The 15,342-nt window shown below is 69.5% G+C and carries 17 protein-coding genes and 2 pseudogenes; 10 read left to right on the top strand and 9 right to left on the bottom strand.

Annotated elements, in window-relative coordinates; all coding sequences use genetic code 11:
• Positions 1 to 18: 18 nt before the first annotated feature.
• Positions 19 to 364, bottom strand: a pseudogene (locus E5083_RS18005) (AMP-binding enzyme); the annotation flags it as partial.
• A gap of 18 nt (positions 365 to 382) precedes the next feature.
• Between E5083_RS18005 and E5083_RS18000 the strand changes: the two are divergent.
• The 3 genes from E5083_RS18000 to E5083_RS17990 all read left to right on the top strand — a co-directional run bounded on the left by E5083_RS18000 (position 383) and on the right by E5083_RS17990 (position 3,030).
• On the top strand, positions 383 to 787 hold the full coding sequence (locus tag E5083_RS18000; protein WP_244317545.1) for a TetR-type transcription factor C-terminal domain-containing protein: 405 nt from the start codon (positions 383 to 385) through the stop codon (positions 785 to 787).
• A gap of 216 nt (positions 788 to 1,003) precedes the next feature.
• The gene (locus tag E5083_RS17995) at positions 1,004 to 1,399 is read left to right on the top strand and encodes a DUF485 domain-containing protein (RefSeq protein WP_244317544.1); all 396 of its coding nucleotides are present in this window, start codon (positions 1,004 to 1,006) and stop codon (positions 1,397 to 1,399) included.
• Positions 1,396 to 3,030: a sodium/solute symporter gene (locus E5083_RS17990; protein ID WP_135786725.1), complete on the top strand. Its 1,635-nt coding sequence runs from the start codon at positions 1,396 to 1,398 to the stop codon at positions 3,028 to 3,030. Before E5083_RS17995 ends, E5083_RS17990 begins: the two co-directional genes overlap by 4 nt.
• 95 nt (positions 3,031 to 3,125) lie before the next feature.
• Here the strand turns inward: E5083_RS17990 and E5083_RS17985 are convergent, their stop codons facing one another.
• Complete coding sequence (locus E5083_RS17985; RefSeq protein ID WP_135786724.1) at positions 3,126 to 4,718, bottom strand: sensor histidine kinase; 1,593 nt, start codon at positions 4,716 to 4,718, stop codon at positions 3,126 to 3,128.
• A 110-nt stretch (positions 4,719 to 4,828) separates the two neighbouring features.
• On the opposite strand from E5083_RS17985, the gene E5083_RS17980 reads away from it, so the two are divergent.
• Positions 4,829 to 5,605 (top strand): response regulator, encoded by a 777-nt coding sequence (locus E5083_RS17980; protein ID WP_135786723.1) that lies wholly within the window; start codon positions 4,829 to 4,831, stop codon positions 5,603 to 5,605.
• A 74-nt stretch (positions 5,606 to 5,679) separates the two neighbouring features.
• Positions 5,680 to 5,754: pseudogene (locus tag E5083_RS32155) on the top strand (VOC family protein); the annotation flags it as partial.
• A gap of 10 nt (positions 5,755 to 5,764) precedes the next feature.
• Here E5083_RS32155 and E5083_RS17970 read toward each other — a convergent pair.
• Both E5083_RS17970 and E5083_RS17965 read right to left on the bottom strand, forming a co-directional pair.
• Positions 5,765 to 7,135 carry an MFS transporter gene (locus E5083_RS17970; RefSeq protein ID WP_135786722.1) on the bottom strand — a complete coding sequence of 457 codons (1,371 nt, stop codon included), beginning with the start codon at positions 7,133 to 7,135 and terminating at the stop codon, positions 5,765 to 5,767.
• Positions 7,101 to 7,925: a MurR/RpiR family transcriptional regulator gene (locus E5083_RS17965; protein WP_135786721.1), complete on the bottom strand. Its 825-nt coding sequence runs from the start codon at positions 7,923 to 7,925 to the stop codon at positions 7,101 to 7,103. The genes E5083_RS17970 and E5083_RS17965 overlap by 35 nt, the downstream gene beginning before the upstream one ends.
• 107 nt (positions 7,926 to 8,032) lie before the next feature.
• Here E5083_RS17965 and E5083_RS17960 point away from each other — a divergent pair, with 107 nt between their 5' ends.
• Both E5083_RS17960 and E5083_RS17955 read left to right on the top strand, forming a co-directional pair.
• Positions 8,033 to 9,484 carry an aromatic amino acid ammonia-lyase gene (locus E5083_RS17960; protein WP_135786720.1) on the top strand — a complete coding sequence of 484 codons (1,452 nt, stop codon included), beginning with the start codon at positions 8,033 to 8,035 and terminating at the stop codon, positions 9,482 to 9,484.
• A 130-nt stretch (positions 9,485 to 9,614) separates the two neighbouring features.
• Positions 9,615 to 10,259 carry a dihydrofolate reductase family protein gene (locus tag E5083_RS17955; protein ID WP_135786719.1) on the top strand — a complete coding sequence of 215 codons (645 nt, stop codon included), beginning with the start codon at positions 9,615 to 9,617 and terminating at the stop codon, positions 10,257 to 10,259.
• Positions 10,260 to 10,313: 54 nt separating this feature from the next.
• Here E5083_RS17955 and E5083_RS17950 read toward each other — a convergent pair whose 3' ends face one another.
• The 3 genes from E5083_RS17950 to E5083_RS17940 form a co-directional block, all read right to left on the bottom strand.
• Positions 10,314 to 10,850 carry a hypothetical protein gene (locus E5083_RS17950; protein WP_135786718.1) on the bottom strand — a complete coding sequence of 179 codons (537 nt, stop codon included), beginning with the start codon at positions 10,848 to 10,850 and terminating at the stop codon, positions 10,314 to 10,316.
• Between the two features lie 110 nt (positions 10,851 to 10,960).
• A complete protein-coding gene (locus tag E5083_RS17945) occupies positions 10,961 to 11,230 on the bottom strand; it encodes a helix-turn-helix domain-containing protein (RefSeq protein WP_135786717.1) in 270 nt (89 codons plus the stop codon).
• Complete coding sequence (locus tag E5083_RS17940; RefSeq protein WP_135786716.1) at positions 11,220 to 11,435, bottom strand: hypothetical protein; 216 nt, start codon at positions 11,433 to 11,435, stop codon at positions 11,220 to 11,222. Before E5083_RS17940 ends, E5083_RS17945 begins: the two co-directional genes overlap by 11 nt.
• 571 nt (positions 11,436 to 12,006) lie before the next feature.
• Between E5083_RS17940 and E5083_RS32030 the strand changes: the two genes are divergently transcribed.
• Together E5083_RS32030 and E5083_RS17930 are read left to right on the top strand one after the other, a co-directional pair.
• Positions 12,007 to 12,309 carry a DUF397 domain-containing protein gene (locus E5083_RS32030; RefSeq protein WP_341869871.1) on the top strand — a complete coding sequence of 101 codons (303 nt, stop codon included), beginning with the start codon at positions 12,007 to 12,009 and terminating at the stop codon, positions 12,307 to 12,309.
• 197 nt (positions 12,310 to 12,506) lie between these two features.
• Positions 12,507 to 13,346 (top strand): SAM-dependent methyltransferase, encoded by an 840-nt coding sequence (locus E5083_RS17930; RefSeq protein WP_135786715.1) that lies wholly within the window; start codon positions 12,507 to 12,509, stop codon positions 13,344 to 13,346.
• Between the two features lie 5 nt (positions 13,347 to 13,351).
• Here E5083_RS17930 and E5083_RS17925 read toward each other — a convergent pair whose 3' ends face one another.
• Positions 13,352 to 14,284, bottom strand: a complete 933-nt coding sequence (locus E5083_RS17925; RefSeq protein WP_244317542.1) for a helix-turn-helix domain-containing protein — start codon at positions 14,282 to 14,284, stop codon at positions 13,352 to 13,354.
• Between the two features lie 214 nt (positions 14,285 to 14,498).
• Positions 14,499 to 14,729 carry a hypervirulence associated TUDOR domain-containing protein gene (locus E5083_RS17920; protein ID WP_135786714.1) on the bottom strand — a complete coding sequence of 77 codons (231 nt, stop codon included), beginning with the start codon at positions 14,727 to 14,729 and terminating at the stop codon, positions 14,499 to 14,501.
• A 136-nt stretch (positions 14,730 to 14,865) separates the two neighbouring features.
• On the opposite strand from E5083_RS17920, the gene E5083_RS17915 reads away from it, so the two are divergent.
• Entirely contained in the window at positions 14,866 to 15,294 is a 429-nt protein-coding gene (locus E5083_RS17915) for a CBS domain-containing protein (RefSeq protein WP_167513570.1), read from the top strand.
• The last annotated feature ends 48 nt before the right edge of the window (positions 15,295 to 15,342 follow it).

The following is a 15,342-nucleotide window of genomic DNA, read 5'->3' as shown; positions in this document are numbered from 1 at the left end:
GGGGCCTCCTGAACTCGCCTACGGCGTCCCGCCCTTGCGGAGTTCGGCGCGCCGGATCTTGCCGGTCTGGGTCTTGGGCAGGTCGGCGAGGAAATGGACCCGGCGGGGACACTTGTAGGCGGCCAGCCGATCGCGGGAGAAGGCGATCAGCTCCTCCTCGGTGGCGCTCAGGCCCGACTTGAGTGAAACGCAGGCGACCACCGTCTCCCCGCGATACTCGTCCGGCCACCCGACCACCGCGGCCTCCAGCACCGAGGGGTGCTCATACAGCGCGTCCTCGACCTCGCGCGGCCAGACCTTGTACCCCGACACGTTGATCTGGTCCTTGAGCCGGTCCACGAGGTAGAACCCAGCCCTGCTCGTCGCGCTCGTCTCCCACGCCATGGAAGACCTGTGGCGACGCAGCACCGCGGCGCTGGAGGAGGCCGGCGACGGCATCCCGCGCCGGTTCGACCTGCTCGTGGAGTGCCTCGTGCTGTTCCACGCTCACCAGCGTGACCTGGCGTTCATCGCCTACAGCGAGATCCGCAGCCTCACCGGGGACGCCCGCACCACCTACATCGCCGCCCGCGACCGCCAGCAGCGGTTGATGGACCACGTCATCGAGGGCGGAGTCGCGCAGGGGGTGTTCGCCACGCCGTACCCGCGCGAGGCCAGCAGGGCGATCGTCACCATGTGCACGGGGGTCTCGCAGTGGTACCGCGCCGGGGGCGAGCACTCCCCGACGGAACTCGCGGAACGGTACGGGGCCATGACGCGGATGACGGCGGGTGCGCGAGCGGCCTAGACCTTCACGCGCCTCCTGGCCCGCGGGCCTCACCGTCCCTCGGTGGTCACATCGTTGCCGCGTCCCCTGCCCTACGGGACGCGGAGGGCGCTGCCTGGTCAGGTGGTGCCCTCTGGCCTAGAACGGTCCCCGGCAGGGAACATGTCGACATAGCGTCATGGTCATCCCGCACGGTCCGTCTCGTTCCGGGCCCGGTCCCCGCCAGGAGATCACGAAGTGTCCTACGACAGCTCCGAGTTACCCCCCGACCGCCGCGAACCCAGTTGGTCGACGGGACACGGGTCCCCGGAGCCGCCGGGCCCTCGCTCCGGTCCCCACCGCACCCTGCGCATGCTGCGCCGCGCCTACCGCTGGCAGCGGCGCGTGGCGTCCCTCACCGCCCTCGGCTACTTCGCCGTCTTCCTCACGCTGACCGTCAAGGCCCCCTGGCTGATGACCCGTCCGGGGCCGGGCGGCCTGCCCACCGGGCTCGTCCTGGCCCTCGTACAGATTCCCGTCACCTGGCTGGCCGTCCTGCTGTACGAGGCCACCGCCTACCGACTCGTCGACCCGCTGGCCCGCCGCGCCCGCCAGTCCTACCCGGCGCCCGTGCACCGGGAAGGAGGCCGGTGACGGAGTTCAGCGGTCCCGCGCAGTCCTGGTCCCTGGCCGCCTTCTGCTCCGTCGTCGCGCTGACCCTGCTGCTCTGCGTCCTCACCGGTCCGGACGCGGACGACCTCGCCGAGTTCTACACCGGCTACAAATCCCTCTCGCCGCTGCGCAACGGGCTCGCCATCGCCGGGGACTACATCTCCGCCGCCACCGTGCTCACCATCGGCGGCATCGTCGCGCTGTGCGGGTACGACGGGGTGGTGCTCGCGCTCAGTGCCGTACTGTCCCTGCTCCTGCTGATGTTCCTGCTCGCCGAGCCGCTCCACAACACCGGCCGGTACACCATGGGCGATGTGCTCGGCCACCGCCATCCCGCCCGTTCCGTACGTATCGCGGCCTGCGCGGTCACTCTGCTCGCGCTCGTCCCGATGATGATCGTCCAGCTCGCCGGGGTGGGTGAACTCCTCGCCTACGTCATGGGGTTCACCGAGCCCGCCGCGAAGAACGGCTGTGTGGTCGGGGCCGGGATACTCATGATCAGCTACGCGGCACTGGGCGGCATGCGCGGTACGGCGCTCGTGCAGATCTTCAAGACGGTGATGCTGCTCGCCTCCGGGCTCGTCGTCAGCGGGCTGATCCTGCACGCCTTCGGCTGGAGCGCCGGGGAGCTGTTCCGCACCGCCGCGCGCGAGAGCGGGGCCGGGCCCGCCTACCTGCGCTGGGGACTGCAGTACTCCAGCAGCCCGCATCCCGCGCTCGACCTGGCGAGCACCCAGTGCGCGATCGTGCTGGGCGCCGGGTGTCTGCCGCACGTCACCATGCGCATGTACACCGCCGGGACGCCGCGCCAGGTGCGGCGGGCCATGTCCTGGGCGGTCTCCTCGGTCACCCTGTTCATCCTGATGCTCGTACTGATCTGCACCGGGGCGACCGCCCTCCTCGGGCACGCGCGCATCACCGGGGCCGATCCGCACGGCACGACGGCCTATCTCCTGGGCGCCCGCGCCGCGTTCGGCAGTGGTCTCTCGCGTTCCGAGAGTCTGCTGTTCGCGACCGTCACGACCGCCGTGTTCCTGACCCTGCTCGCCTCCGTGGCAAGCATGACGCTGGCCTGCGCGAATGCCCTCGCCCACGACCTGACGGCCTCCCGCCGCACCCCGTTGGCACCGGTGCGGGAACTCGCCCTCGCCCGCTCGTGCGCCCTGCTGGTCGGCATCCCCGTCATCCTGGTGGCCGCCCTCGCCCAGCACCGCAGCCTCCAGCCGCTGGCGACCCTCTCCTTCACCCTCGGCGCCTCGGCGATCGCGCCCGCGCTCCTCTACACCCTCTTCTGGCGCCGCTACACCCGCGCGGGCCTGCTCGCCACCCTCATCGTCGGCTCGCTGACCGTCCTCGCCCTCACCCCGGGCACCACGCTGGTCTCCGGCACCCCCCTCTCCGCCTTCCCCGAGGCCGACTTCGACTGGTTCCCCTACAACACCCCGGCCCTCGCCTCCATCCCGGCAGGCTTCCTCGCCGGCTGGCTCGTCTCCGTACTCTCCAGCAAGCCGGCCGCCGAACGGGAGCGTGCGCGCTACGAATCCACCGAACACCGCCTGCTCACGGGGCCCTCGGCACGGGACCGGCCGGCGGGGGGTACGGATGGCTCTTGAGGAGTTTTGGCAACGGGCGCGGAGGGCTTCCGCGAAGTGCCCAGCGGCTGCGCGGCGTTGACGCGAGGTCGGCGACTGCGTGCCCGCCTCGCGGCTTAGTGCGTCACCGCCTGCGGGATGAGGTCTTCCGACTCGCCAGGCTCCACCGGCCTGCTCGCCAAGGTGAAAACAATGCGGGTGCCCTCCGTGTGGGTGAGGTCGACCGCGATGGTGCCGCCGTGGAATTCGACGATCTTCTTGCACATGGCGAGGCCGATGCCGCTGCCCTGGTAGCGGTCCTTGGTGTGGAGGCGCTGGAAGATGACGAAGACCTTCTCGGCGTACTCGGCGGCGATGCCGATGCCGTTGTCCGTGACGGCGAACCGCCAGTAGTCGCCGTCCTGTTCGGCGGAGATGTGGATGACCGGGGTCTCGCCGGGGCGGCGGAACTTGATGGCGTTGCCGATCAGGTTCTGCCAGAGCATGCCCATCTGGGTGGAGTCGGCGATGAGGGTGGGGAGTTCGTCGCGGGTGATCACCGCTCCCGACTCCTCGATGCTGACGCTGATCGCGGTGAGGGTGCGCTTCATCACGACGTTGAGGTCGACGCTCTGGTGGGTGTTGTGGACCCGGCCCACGCGGGAGAAGTCGAGCAGGTCGTTGATGAGGGTCTGCATGCGGTTCGCGCCGTCGACGGCGAAGTCGATGTACTGGTCGGCCCGTTCGTCGAGCTGACCGCCGTACCGCCGCTGGAGCAACTGTGTGAAGCTGGACACCTTCCGCAGCGGCTCCTGAAGGTCGTGCGAGGCGACGTACGCGAACTGCTCCAGCTCCGCGTTGGACCGCTTGAGGTCGGCGGACTGCTCGTCCAGCCGCAGCCGGGCCTCCTCGCTGAAGTCCAGCGCCCGTACCAGACGCCTGCGCATGGACTCGATCTCGTCGCTCAACTGCCGCAGGTCGGCGGGGCCGGTCGGGGTGATCGGGTGCCCGAAGTCGCCCTCCGCGATGGTCCGGGCGTCCGCGCCGATCCGCTCCAGCGGCCCGGTGATACCCCGGCGCAGCGCCTCGGAGACGATCATCGCGAGGGCCACGATGACGGCCGCGATGGCGGCGAAGATCCAGTTGCGCAGGCGCATCGTGGCGGCCAGATCCGCCCTGGACGACGCGCGGTCGTCGCGCAGCCGGTCCTGCTGGTTGGCCATGGCCGCGCGCATGGCGTCGAAGGTCGTCTTGCCCTTGGCCGCGTTCTCCTGGGCCACGGGCGAGGGCTTGCCGGCCGGGGAGGCGGCGACCGGCCGCGCGATCTGCGCCTGCCACGTCTCGATCCGGTCCTCCACGGCCTTCAGGTCACGCAGGCGCGCGGGGTTGCCCCTCAGGAGGTCCGACAGTTCCTTCGTGTACGTCTTCTGCTGGCTGAGCCCCTGCCGGTACGGGTCCAGGAAGTCCGTGGTGCCGGTGAGCCCGTAGCCCCGGATGCCCGTCTCCTGGTTGAGCAGCGCCGACTCCAGCCGGATCGAGGTCGTCAGCGCGGGGGACTTCACGTCCACGAGGTTGTCGCTGATCGTCGCGGTCCGCGCCAGGGCCCAGGCGCCGGTCGCGCCCAGGAGCACCAGGACGGACATCGCCACGGTGACTCCGAGGCGAAGCCAGCGGCGAGTCGTCCACGCGGACAGCTCCCGCGTGTGCGGCGGCCTCTCAACGACGGTCATCCTCTGTTCTCCTCCGGTGACGGCCGCGATCGCAGCGGCGCAGGCATACCTTAAGCGACGATGACAACTGTTGTTGTCGCGGGTGACGCCGAGGGCTTACTCTGCTGGTCATGCCTGGCAAGAACTTCGTCGTGCCGACCGCCCCGCAGGAGATGACCGCGCTCGCGGACGCGGCGGTCGACGAGGTCGCGCGGCGGATCGTCCATGAGGTCGCGGAGGGAAGTTCCCGTATTCCCTCGCCGGACGATCCCACGCACGCGCTGACCCGGCTGCACGTACTGACGCATCTCCAGCGGGCCGCCGAGCGCCTCCAGCGTGCGGCGGCCGTGGACGCCGCCCGCGCGGGTGCCGGCTACCCCCAGCTCGGCGAGGCCAGCGACATGACGCGCCAGGGCGCCCGGCGCCGCTGGCCGGGACTCTTCACCCACTCCCATGAAGCACCCACGGAGCATCCGATGATGACCACCCCCACCCGCCCCTTCGACGTCCTGCTCGTCGAGGACGACGTCGCCGACGCGATGCTCATCGAGGAGGCTCTCTCCGAGCGCGGCGCCCGGAACCTGGTCCAGGTCACCGATGGAGTCGCCGCGCTGGAGCACCTGCGCTCCCCGGACAGCGTGCGCCCCGACCTCATCGTGCTCGACCTCAACATGCCCCGCATGAACGGCCGCGAGCTGCTCCAGGTCCTCAAGGCCGACGAGGAGCTGCAGACCATCCCCGTCGTCGTCCTCACCACGTCCTCCGCCCCGGAGGACGTGGCCGGTGCCTACCAGGGCCACGCCAACGCCTACGTCACCAAGCCCGTCAACCTCGCCGAGTTCGAACAGGCCGTCCAGAGCATCGACGCCTTCTACCTGGAAACGGCAACGCGCCCGCCCCGCGCCTGACGGCATCCGTTGACCACGGTCGTACGGACCCGTCGGCCCGTACGACCCGGCACCGACTACTTCGGCTCCCCCACATGGAGGGCGTCGGGCGGTTCGGGTGGGTGACCGATCCGGAGGGCAAGCGGGTCGAGCTGTGGCAGCCCGCCTGACGGCGGGCCGTCAGTCCAGGGCTACGTTCTTCGTCTCCGGGGCCCAGGCCACCGATGCCGCGAGGCCGATTGCCAGGACTACGGTCAGGGCCAGCATGGTGGGGGAGAAGCCGATGTGGTCGAGGCTGAGGGGGAGGAGGAAGGTGCCGATCGCGGAGCCGATGCGGCTCATGCCGTTGAGAAGGCCGACGCCGGAGCTGCGGAGGTCGGTGGGGAAGAGTTCGGCGGGGTAGACCTGGTCGAGGTTGACCGCCGCCGACATGGTGAAGGTGAAGACCAGGAACAACGGGAAGAGCAGGGCCTTCGGCGCGTCCGGCCAGACCGCCATCGGGGCGAGCGCGGCGATCAGGACGACGAAGGACCAGATCGTCAGCCCCCGCCGGGTCATCTTCGCCACGAACCACAGGCCCGCGACACTGCCGCCCAGCAGGAACAGGTTCAGGATGCCGTCGCTGGTGGTGTCCTCCTCGCCGACCCCGATCTTGGCCAGCACCAGCGGCAGGAACGTGTAGATGGCGAAGTACGGCACCACCTGGGCGTTGTAGAAGATGACGCCGAACGCCGTGCGCCGCCAGTACTCGGGGCCGAAAAGGTCGCGGTAGCGCGCCCGGGGACGCTCGGCGGCGGTGTGCGCGTGCGCGACCAGGGACGCGACCGCGTCCTCGTTGCCACCGAGCCTGCGCACCACGGCCCGCGCCCGCTCCAGATGCCCGCGCGCGACCAGCCAGCGCGGAGACTCCGGCACACCGAGCCGCAGCAGCACGACAGCCAGCGCCGGCAGACTGCTGGACGCGAGCAGCCATCGCCACGCCTCGCCGCCGAGGCCGACCACCCAGTTGCCGAGGAAGAACGCCACCACGTACCCCACCGTCCACATCACGGTCAGGGACGCGAGCAGACCGCCCCGGTAGCGGCGCGGTACGAACTCGGCGACCAGCGTCGGGCCCAGCGCGTAGTCGGCGCCGATACCGATACCGATCAGCAGACGCAGGACGAACAACTGGGTGGGACCGGTCACGAAGAACTCGGCGGCCGACGCGACCGAGATGAGCAGGAAGTTGTACGTGTAAAGGCGCTGGCGACCGATCCGGTCGGCACCCCAGCCGACGACCACGCTGCCGAGGAAGATCCCGATCAGCGCCGCCGCGCCGAGCAGCCCCTCCCACACGGAGCCGAATCCCAACTGCCGGGCGATCAACGGCAGCGCGATGCTGATGATGCCGAGTTCATAACCGTCGGAGTAATTGGCGCAGAACGTGAGCGCCGTGATGCGCAGATGGAAGCGGTTGAGGGGAGCGTCGTCGAACGCGGTCGCCGCCTCCTCGCTCCCCGAGGGTCCGGGGTTCTCACTCCCGGAGGAAGAGGTCTTGCTCTGCGGCATAGTCTTCGAAACCTTCCAGTCGTTGCCGGGCCGAGGCACCGGCCGCGTCGGCCATCGCCTCCACCAGCGCCACGGTCAGCGAGACGACCGCGGCGTGCGAGTCGAACACGAACTCGGAGGCGACTCCCGCGCTCAGCACGTCGTCGGCGAGGGGGGTGAGCGCCGTGACGAGCCGGTCCGTGATCAGAAGCGTGTGCAGGCCCAGGGTGCGAGCCTGTTGGAGCGCGGTCGCGCACTCCCGCGGGTAGCGGGGGAGCGCGACCATCACCAGTGTTTGGGCGCCACACCGGTGGGCGTGCCGCAGATGGTCGCCGAACACACTGCCCGAGTCGGTCAGCAGCCGGACATCCGGATGGATCTTGGTGGCAAGGTAGGCGAACGAGGCGGCCTGCGCGGCCGACACGCGGTACCCCACGACGACCAGCGGAACGGACGCCATCAGCCGCTCGGCGATCGCCCGCAGCCGGGTCTCGTCGGCGAGCTGGGACCGTAGCGCGGCGAGGTTGCGCAGGTCGGCGTCGACGGCGGCCTGGAACTTGTTGCCGCCGCGCTCTATCACCGGCTCCGTCGTCGCGTTGCGGAGATAGCGCCGGAACTCCCCGTACCCGTCGAAGCCGAGCAGCGCGACGAAACGGGTCACCGACGGCTGGCTGACCTGCGCGTGCTCGGCCAGCTCGGCGCTGGTCAGCGCGGCGGCGTCGCGCGGGCGCTCGGCCAGGTAGCTGGCGATGCGCCGTTGCGCGGGCGTGAGGCGGTGCGCGGTGAGCAGCTCGTGCAGCGACCGGGGCACCGGGTTCTCCTTCTCGCCTTCTCGCCGGCGGGTTCTTGCCAGCACGATGAATCAATAGTTACATGCTATTCGCAGGAATGAATGAACTGTTGTCAAGAGGGGTGGCGATGACCGACTCCAGCCGCATCCTGATCAGCGGCGCCGGACTGAGGTGCGTCGATGTGGTCCGGGTGGCCCGGCGCAGCGCGTGGCCCAAGCTGGCGCCCGACGCGCTGACCAGGGCGGAACAGAGTTACGAACTGGCCGTGGAGCTGGGCGCGAAGGGCGCGGTGTACGGCCGGACCACCGGCGTCGGCGCCAACCGCCACATCGTCGTCGACCCCGACGGCGCCGACCTGCACGGCCTGCGCCTGCTGCGCAGCCACGCCGGCGGCACCGGCGCGCCGCTGCCCGACGACGCGGTGCGCGCGGTCATGGCCGTACGCCTCAACCAGCTCGCCGCCGCCGGCAGCGGGGTGCACCCCCGGCTGCTCCGGGCGCTCGAACAGGCCCTGCGCGTCGGCGCGTTGCCCCTCGTGCACACCCGTGGCGCGATCGGCACCGGTGACCTCACCGCGCTGGCCGAGATCGCGCTGACCCTCGCCGGGGAACTGCCCTGGGAGTCCGGCGGCATCGACCCCGTCGCGATCAGCCCCGGCGACGCGCTCGCCTTCATCTCCAGCAACGCCGCGACCCTCGCGGAGGCCGTACTCGCCTGGCACGACCTGTCCCGGCTGCTCGCCGCGAGCCATGTGGTGACCGCGCTGACCTTCTGCGCGCTGGGCGGCTCGGCGGAGGCGTACGACGAGCGCGTGCACGCCTCGCGTCCGCATCCCGGCGCCGTACGGTGTGCCGCCGAGCTGCGCCGGCTGCTCACCTCGGGCGGCGACCTGCCGCCCGGCCGGCGCCTCCAGGACCCGTTCGGCCTACGGGCCTTCCCTCAGGTGCAGGGGCCCGCGCTGGAGGCGGCCGCGCATGTGGAACAGGTGCTGGAGGTCGACATCAACGCGGCGGCGGAGAACCCGCTCATCGACACGGAGACCCAACAAGCCTTCCACCACGGCCAGTTCTCCACCGCGCCGGTCGCGCTCGCCTTCGACTACCTGCGCGCCGCGCTCCACCACACCGCCGAGCTGTCCGCCGCCCGCCTCAGCGACCTCGTCGAACCCGACCTCAGCGGCCTCCCGCCCTTCCTCGCCGAGGGCCCGGCGGGCAGCTCCGGCGTCATGATCCTCGAGTACGTCGCCCACGACGCCCTCGGCACCCTCCGCCACGCCGCCTCCCCGGTCACCCTCGGCACCGCCGTCATCTCCCGCGGCCTGGAGGACCACGCCAGCTTCTCCACCCACGCGGTCCGCAGCACGGTCGCCGCGACGGCGGCCTACCGCACCGTCCTGGCCTGCGAACTCCTCGGCGCGGTACGCGCGTTGCGCATGTCCGCCACCGAACTCCCCGACACCCCCCTCCGCCACGCCTTCGCCCTAGCCTCGGCGGGCCTCCCGCATGTGGCGGAGGACCACCCCTTGAGCACGGAAATCCAGCAGGCGGAAAGGCTGTTGGACCGGCTGGCGGTGCTGTAGGCGCGGATCACCCGATCGCCCATCCCGGTCTGTCGAACTGGGACCGCGTCGAGCATAGGTACTCGGTCTGCGATGAGTTTCACTGGTCCCGGCAGTCTCATCACTGTTGTCGACCGCCCAGGAGGAACGCGTGGGTCAGCTAGTGCGGGTGCAGAACTTCACTGTTTCCAGTGATGGGATCGCGGCCGGGGAAGAGCAGACGTTGGAGAGGCCGTTCGGGCATGTTGATCCCGGGAGGCTGTTCTCATGGGCCGGGGCTACGGCGAGTTGGCCGATGCGGACCGATGGGGGCGGGAGCCGGGGGCTGGACGACTATCTGACGCGGGACTTCGCGCGGAACATCGGCGCGGAGATCATGGGACGGAACAAGTTCGGGCCGCAGCGGGGGCCTTGGGAGAATCTGGAGTGGGAGGGCTGGTGGGGTGACGAACCGCCGTTCCACACACCGGTGTTCGTGCTGACGCACCACAAGCGGCCCTCGATCACCCTGTCCGACACCACGTTCCACTTCGTGGAGGGGGAACCGGCGGAGGTGCTCGCGCAGGCCAAGGAGGCGGCGCAGGGCAAGGACGTACGGCTCGGGGGAGGAGCCACCACCATCAGGGAGTTCCTCGACGCCGACCTGGTCGACACCCTGCACGTGGCGGTCTCGCCGGTGAAGCTCGGCTCGGGCGTACGGCTCTGGGAGTCCCCGGACGAACTGCTGGACCGGTTCCACCTGGACGTCGTCCCCAGTTCGAGCGGGGTGACCCACCACCTGTTCTGGCGCAAGTGAACAGCGCTCAGGGCAGCTCCCGTACGGGGCTGCCCTGAGACGCGGGTGTCGTCCTTACTCCTTGTCCGCTCCGGTCAGGGCGTCGGTGACCATACGGGTGGCGAAGTCACGGTCGTTGGACATCCGGTTGATGTGCTCGGCGAGCAGAACGGCCGTACCCTCCAGTGGATTCATCTCGGCGTCCGTCCAACGCCCGTACTGCGCCCGCCACAGGCTCGGACTCAGTCCGAGACCCGAGGAGATGAGCAGCCCGGCCATGATGGGGATGACCTCGGGACGGAACGTTTGCGGCATCTTGCGCATCGTGCCCACGAGGGTGGGCACCACGGTCTCGAGGACGTCCTGCTCGTGCGCCTCGCAGGCCAGCCGCAGCCACTTCATGTACAGATAGATCAGCGTGCAGGTGCCGTCCAGCAGCGCGTCCAGCCCCGAGGGGCCCAGGGACGCGGCGAACTGGTCGAGCAGCCGCTGATATTCGGGATCGACCTCAGCCTTGTCGTCATAGATCGCCTGGAGCCGAGAGTCGATCATCAGGAGCGCTCCACCCACGTCGCCGACGGGCGCTTCCGAGGGATCGCAAGGTGATGACACAGGACTCCTCTCACGGGGCCGCGACGGTCCGCGCGGCGTTCTTTCACGGTAGACCGCCGACCGGACGACGGGTGAGGAATCCAGATGAATCACCGATACGTGGCCGACCCTCACCGTGGCGGGGTACGCCGGCGGTCGTGTTCGTCCTCCCAGACCATGAGCAGCACTTGGGGATCGGCGCCGCACGCCCTGGCACAGGTGATGATGAAGCGACGGCTGGGGAAGCGCTGCCCGGCGAGGACGTCGGCGACGTGATCGAGACCCGCCCCGGTCTGCCGGGCCAGGGCCTCCGGACTGACGCGGGCCTGTCTGCGGACCCGCTCGATGACGTGTCCGATGTGGGCCGCGCTGTTCGCGGCGTGGCTGGATTCAGCGGGCATCGTGGGCCTCACGGGCGCCGGAACCGTCGGGACGTTCCGCCTCAGGAGTGAGCTGGTCGCGCGGATCACGGGCGTGCGGGCATCGCTGTCCGGCCATGCGCAGCAGCACCAGACAGGCACCGGCCGCGGCGAGCCAGTGCTCGGACTGGTGGGTGAGGAACAACTGCCCGGCGGGGCCGACGGCGGCCTCCAGCGCGTCGATCACGCAGAGCGGGCACCGTCGGCCCCAGCGCGCCGGCCGGGGGCGGGCGTGGCGCGGTTTACGGCGCCGTCGCCGAGGGGAGGGGGTCATCGCGGCCTCCTAGGAGGAGTCGTGGATACGGGGCCCCGGCCGCTGACGGCCAAATCATGCACCGGGGCCCCATGCCGCTCGACACGTCGCCGAGCACGACCGGACGTTAAGTCGAACTAGGGCCATTTGGAATCCACTTGAGCAGCGGAATGCGGCATTTCCCTTGCTGTCGGCGCGGTATTGCCAGAGGGATAAGCTGTCCTCTCCGGGAGCCACGTTCGATTTTCGGTGAGAGTGCGCCCTGTTTGTGCGCCCCGTCTGTTCCAGTTGAGAGCCCCGGTGTCGAAACCCGGCTCGTCTTCTCCGCTATGACTGTACGAATGCCGCCCGCATACTCCATGCCTGGCGCATATTCCCCCGTCCATTTCCAAGGGACTGAAAGCACAGGCAAAGCGGCCGTCCGGGTGACGCACTTGCATGCGAGAGGCCGACAGTTGAATCGAGACATTGTTGATTGCAGCGTGCATACATGACGCGGTGAGCGGTGAACCTCTCAACGTCTGAGCCGGTATGCAATTGCATCCCGGCAACGGGGAGTTCATTCACCGCAGGAGGTCGTCCGGTGAGGAAACCGACGGTTGTGGAGCGGCACGGCTCGAACGGGGCCGGCGTCGCGTGGCGGAAGAGTTCGTACAGCCTGCCGGAAGGCTCGTGCGTGGAGATCGCAGAGCCGTCCGGCGAGCGGGTGCTGTTCCGTGACTCCAAGACCCAGAACGGCCCGGTCATGGCGGTCTCGCGGGGGACCGCTGCCGCCTTCACCGCCGCGCTCGACCGCGGCGAACTCTGAGGTAGGTGCGGGGAGGCACCGGCCGCAGGCCCGGCCGGTGTCCTTCGGCGTCAATTTGGTACGGGCCCGCTCGGAAGGCTGTGAATACCGTTCACCTCTGGACATCGCTGCTGAACGGTCGGTATGGATAGGGACAATGCAAGTGCATTCCGCCCCTGGCGAGGACGGGTGAGCGTGGATGCCTGGGAGGGAACACAGTGGGGGACCAGGCCGCACAGGGGCACGAGCAGGGCAACAGCGAGGTGTTCTTGGGGCAGGACCAGCCCCACAGTGCGCGGATGTACGACTACTACCTGGGCGGTAAGACGAATTACAGCGTGGACCGGGAAGCGGCCCAGGCGGTGATCAAACTGTTCCCGGCGATCGAGACCGTGGCCCGGGTGAACCGTGCCTATATGCACCGGGCCGCGCGGTATGTGGCGCAGCGGTGCGGCATGCGGCAGTTCATCGACGTGGGTACCGGTATCCCGACCGCGCCCAACCTGCACGAGGTGGTCCAGGACGTCGCACCTGAGTGCCGGGTCATGTACATCGACAACGACCCCATCGTGCTCGTCTACGCGGACGAGTTACTCGCCGGGACTCCCGAGGGACTCACGGGCTATGTCCAGGCGGACGCCACCGATCCCGCCGCGGTCCTCGCGGCGGTGGAGGCCGAGGGCGTCGTGGACCTCGGCAAGCCGGTGGTCCTCAGCCTCCACGCGCTGCTGCACTTCATCCCCGACGACCGGGACCCCTACGGCATCGTCCGCGGCTTCATGAACCACCTCGCCCCCGGCTCCTACCTCAGCCTGACCCACTGCACGGGTGACTTCGCCCCGGAGACCTGGGCGGCCATCATCGACACGTACGTCCAGCGGGGGACGCCCGCGCAGGTACGCAGCCGGGCGGAGGTCGTGCGGTTCTTCGAGGGGCTCGAACTCGTGGAGCCGGGGGTGGTGTTGGCCCACCAGTGGCATCCGCGGGTGGGAAGCGGGCCGGGGGTGCTCAGTGATCGGCTTGTGTCGTTGTATGCGGGGGTTGGGCGGAAGGTCTGACGGGGTCACTTGTAGCGGACCAGCAGGTGCTGCAAACGTCGCCGCATGGCATGGGAGTCCAGCGAGCGAGCAGCGAGTGCGTCGAACGCCTTCACGCGCCGGTCCACCATCGCTTCGTCCTCGATGACCAGGCCACCGTCGTACCCCTCGGTGAAGACGATCGTGGGGAGAAGGCGGCCGGCGAAGTCGAAGATGGTCGTGGGGCCGAGTTCGACGTGTACGTCGAAGTCGTACAGGGGGGCGAGGCGTAGCTGAATCCGGGGGCTGTGCGTCAGGTCGATCAGGTGTTGCAACTGCCCGCGCATGATGGCCGCTGATCCGACGGCACGACCGAGTGTGGCCTCGTCGACGACGCAGAGCAACTTCTTGTCCGAAGCGGTGAACTGCTCCTGGCGCTTGGTGCGGAACCTGACCAGCTCGTCGTGTGTGCTCGCGGGGCCCCGGCCTCGTTCGATCAGCGCCCGAGCGTATTCCGGAGTCTGCAACAGGCCGTGCAAGTAGGTGGGTTCGAAGGACCTCACCCTGCTTGCCATGTCCTCGAAGCTGACCACGGCCTGGAGGTACTTCGGCGTGACCGCGGACCAGGGCTGCCACCAGGTGGGCCGGTGAGCGGCCGCTGCCAGCTCTCGCAGATTTGCCTGTTCCTCCGCAGTCGTGATCCCGTAAGTCCGGAAGAACTCCGGCAGTTCACGCTCCTTGGGCGAGTGCATGCCAGATTCGATCCGGCTCACCTTCGAGGAAGACACCCCGAGGCGACCGGCCGCTTCACCCAGACTCAGGCCGGCGCATTCCCGGCTGAGGCGCAAGGCGTTCCCCAGCACCTTGCGTGCGGCGCCGGGCGCTGTCTCGTTCTGGAGGTAGCGCACCACTCCCCTGCGCCCTGCCTTGTGGCCGGAGCCGTCATCGGCCGGCGCGGGAACGGGCAACTGCTTGGACACTTGTGCTCCTTGATTCCTTACACGAAGCGTGTTGCTGCTGGCACACATAGTGCCCGCCGATGCCCGCGCCGGAGGGTGAATCGCAACAATGTCCAATTAGTGCTCACATGCCCGCCGAAACCCGCCCGCCACCGACCCCACTCAGAGTCGGATGGCAAGGCGGATCACGTCAACGTAGCGAACCATGGCGGGAGTTGGCGCTAACACCGCCCCGCTACGACTTCCCCTTCTTCTTGAGCGCCGCAGGCTTGTGCACCGCCGTCCGCCCCGACTTGTCGCTGCGGACCTCGTACTGCGGGTCCTCGGGGGACGCGTCGACGGTGCGGCCGGCGGCCTCGGTGCGGTCGGTGATCTTCTTTTCGACCTTGCCGGTGGTCTCGGTGCCGTGGGTGCTCCAGGCGACCTTGTCGCCCTTGGCGGGGCGGTCCTTGTCGGAGGCGTTCATGGGGGCTCCTGGGTGTGAGGGTGTCCTTCCACCCTGGCCGGGCGCTAGCCCGTTCGCACCCGGGCGCGGGGTTGCGGGCGTGTCGCGGGGTACACGGTGGGGCGTAGGACCGTGGCCGATCAAGGAGGAAGTGGCGATGGACAGCGTGCGCGAGATCATGACGGGAAACCCCACGACGGTGGACGGCCGGGAGTCCGTCACGTCCGTGGCGCGGACGATGCGTGACGACGGGGTCGATGTCGTGCTCGTGGTGGAGGGCGGCGCGCTCCGGGGGCTCGTCAGCGATCACGATCTCGTCGTGAGCGCGCTCGCGGAGGCGGCCGACGCCGAGAAGATGACCGTGGCCGAGGTGGTGCGCGGGGGTCTCGTCACCGTGGACATCGACGACGGGCTCGACAACGTCGCCCGGCTGATGGAGGAGAACTCGGTCCGGCAGGTCGCCGTCATCGAGAGTGGTTCCCCGGTCGGCGTCGTCCACGCCAGTGACCCCCGCCTTCAGGGCCGCTCCGGTCGTATCGACTCACCCACCCCGGAACACGCGCGCAAGTCACGCGGCGACAGCTAGGCGGTTCCCGGCGGCGAGCGGCAGGCGCCCGGAGCGCGTTCCCGCTCG

It is taken from the genome of Streptomyces bauhiniae, assembly GCF_004784475.1.
GTDB lineage: Bacteria > Actinomycetota > Actinomycetes > Streptomycetales > Streptomycetaceae > Streptomyces > Streptomyces seoulensis.
Note: the sequence above shows the minus strand (reverse complement) of the source record. Positions and strands in the feature narration are given on the sequence as shown.

What these genes read in the sequence shown, in the direction of transcription:
- E5083_RS18000 (WP_244317545.1), top strand. Translation starts at nt 383, where the DNA reads ATGGAAGACCTGTGGCGACGCAGCACCGCGGCGCTGGAGGAGGCCGGC.
- E5083_RS17985 (WP_135786724.1), bottom strand. Translation starts at nt 4,718, where the DNA reads ATGACCGTCGTTGAGAGGCCGCCGCACACGCGGGAGCTGTCCGCGTGG.
- E5083_RS17980 (WP_135786723.1), top strand. Translation starts at nt 4,829, where the DNA reads ATGCCTGGCAAGAACTTCGTCGTGCCGACCGCCCCGCAGGAGATGACC.
- E5083_RS17970 (WP_135786722.1), bottom strand. Translation starts at nt 7,135, where the DNA reads ATGCCGCAGAGCAAGACCTCTTCCTCCGGGAGTGAGAACCCCGGACCC.
- E5083_RS17960 (WP_135786720.1), top strand. Translation starts at nt 8,033, where the DNA reads ATGACCGACTCCAGCCGCATCCTGATCAGCGGCGCCGGACTGAGGTGC.
- E5083_RS17945 (WP_135786717.1), bottom strand. Translation starts at nt 11,230, where the DNA reads ATGCCCGCTGAATCCAGCCACGCCGCGAACAGCGCGGCCCACATCGGA.
- E5083_RS17920 (WP_135786714.1), bottom strand. Translation starts at nt 14,729, where the DNA reads ATGAACGCCTCCGACAAGGACCGCCCCGCCAAGGGCGACAAGGTCGCC.
- E5083_RS17915 (WP_167513570.1), top strand. Translation starts at nt 14,866, where the DNA reads ATGGACAGCGTGCGCGAGATCATGACGGGAAACCCCACGACGGTGGAC.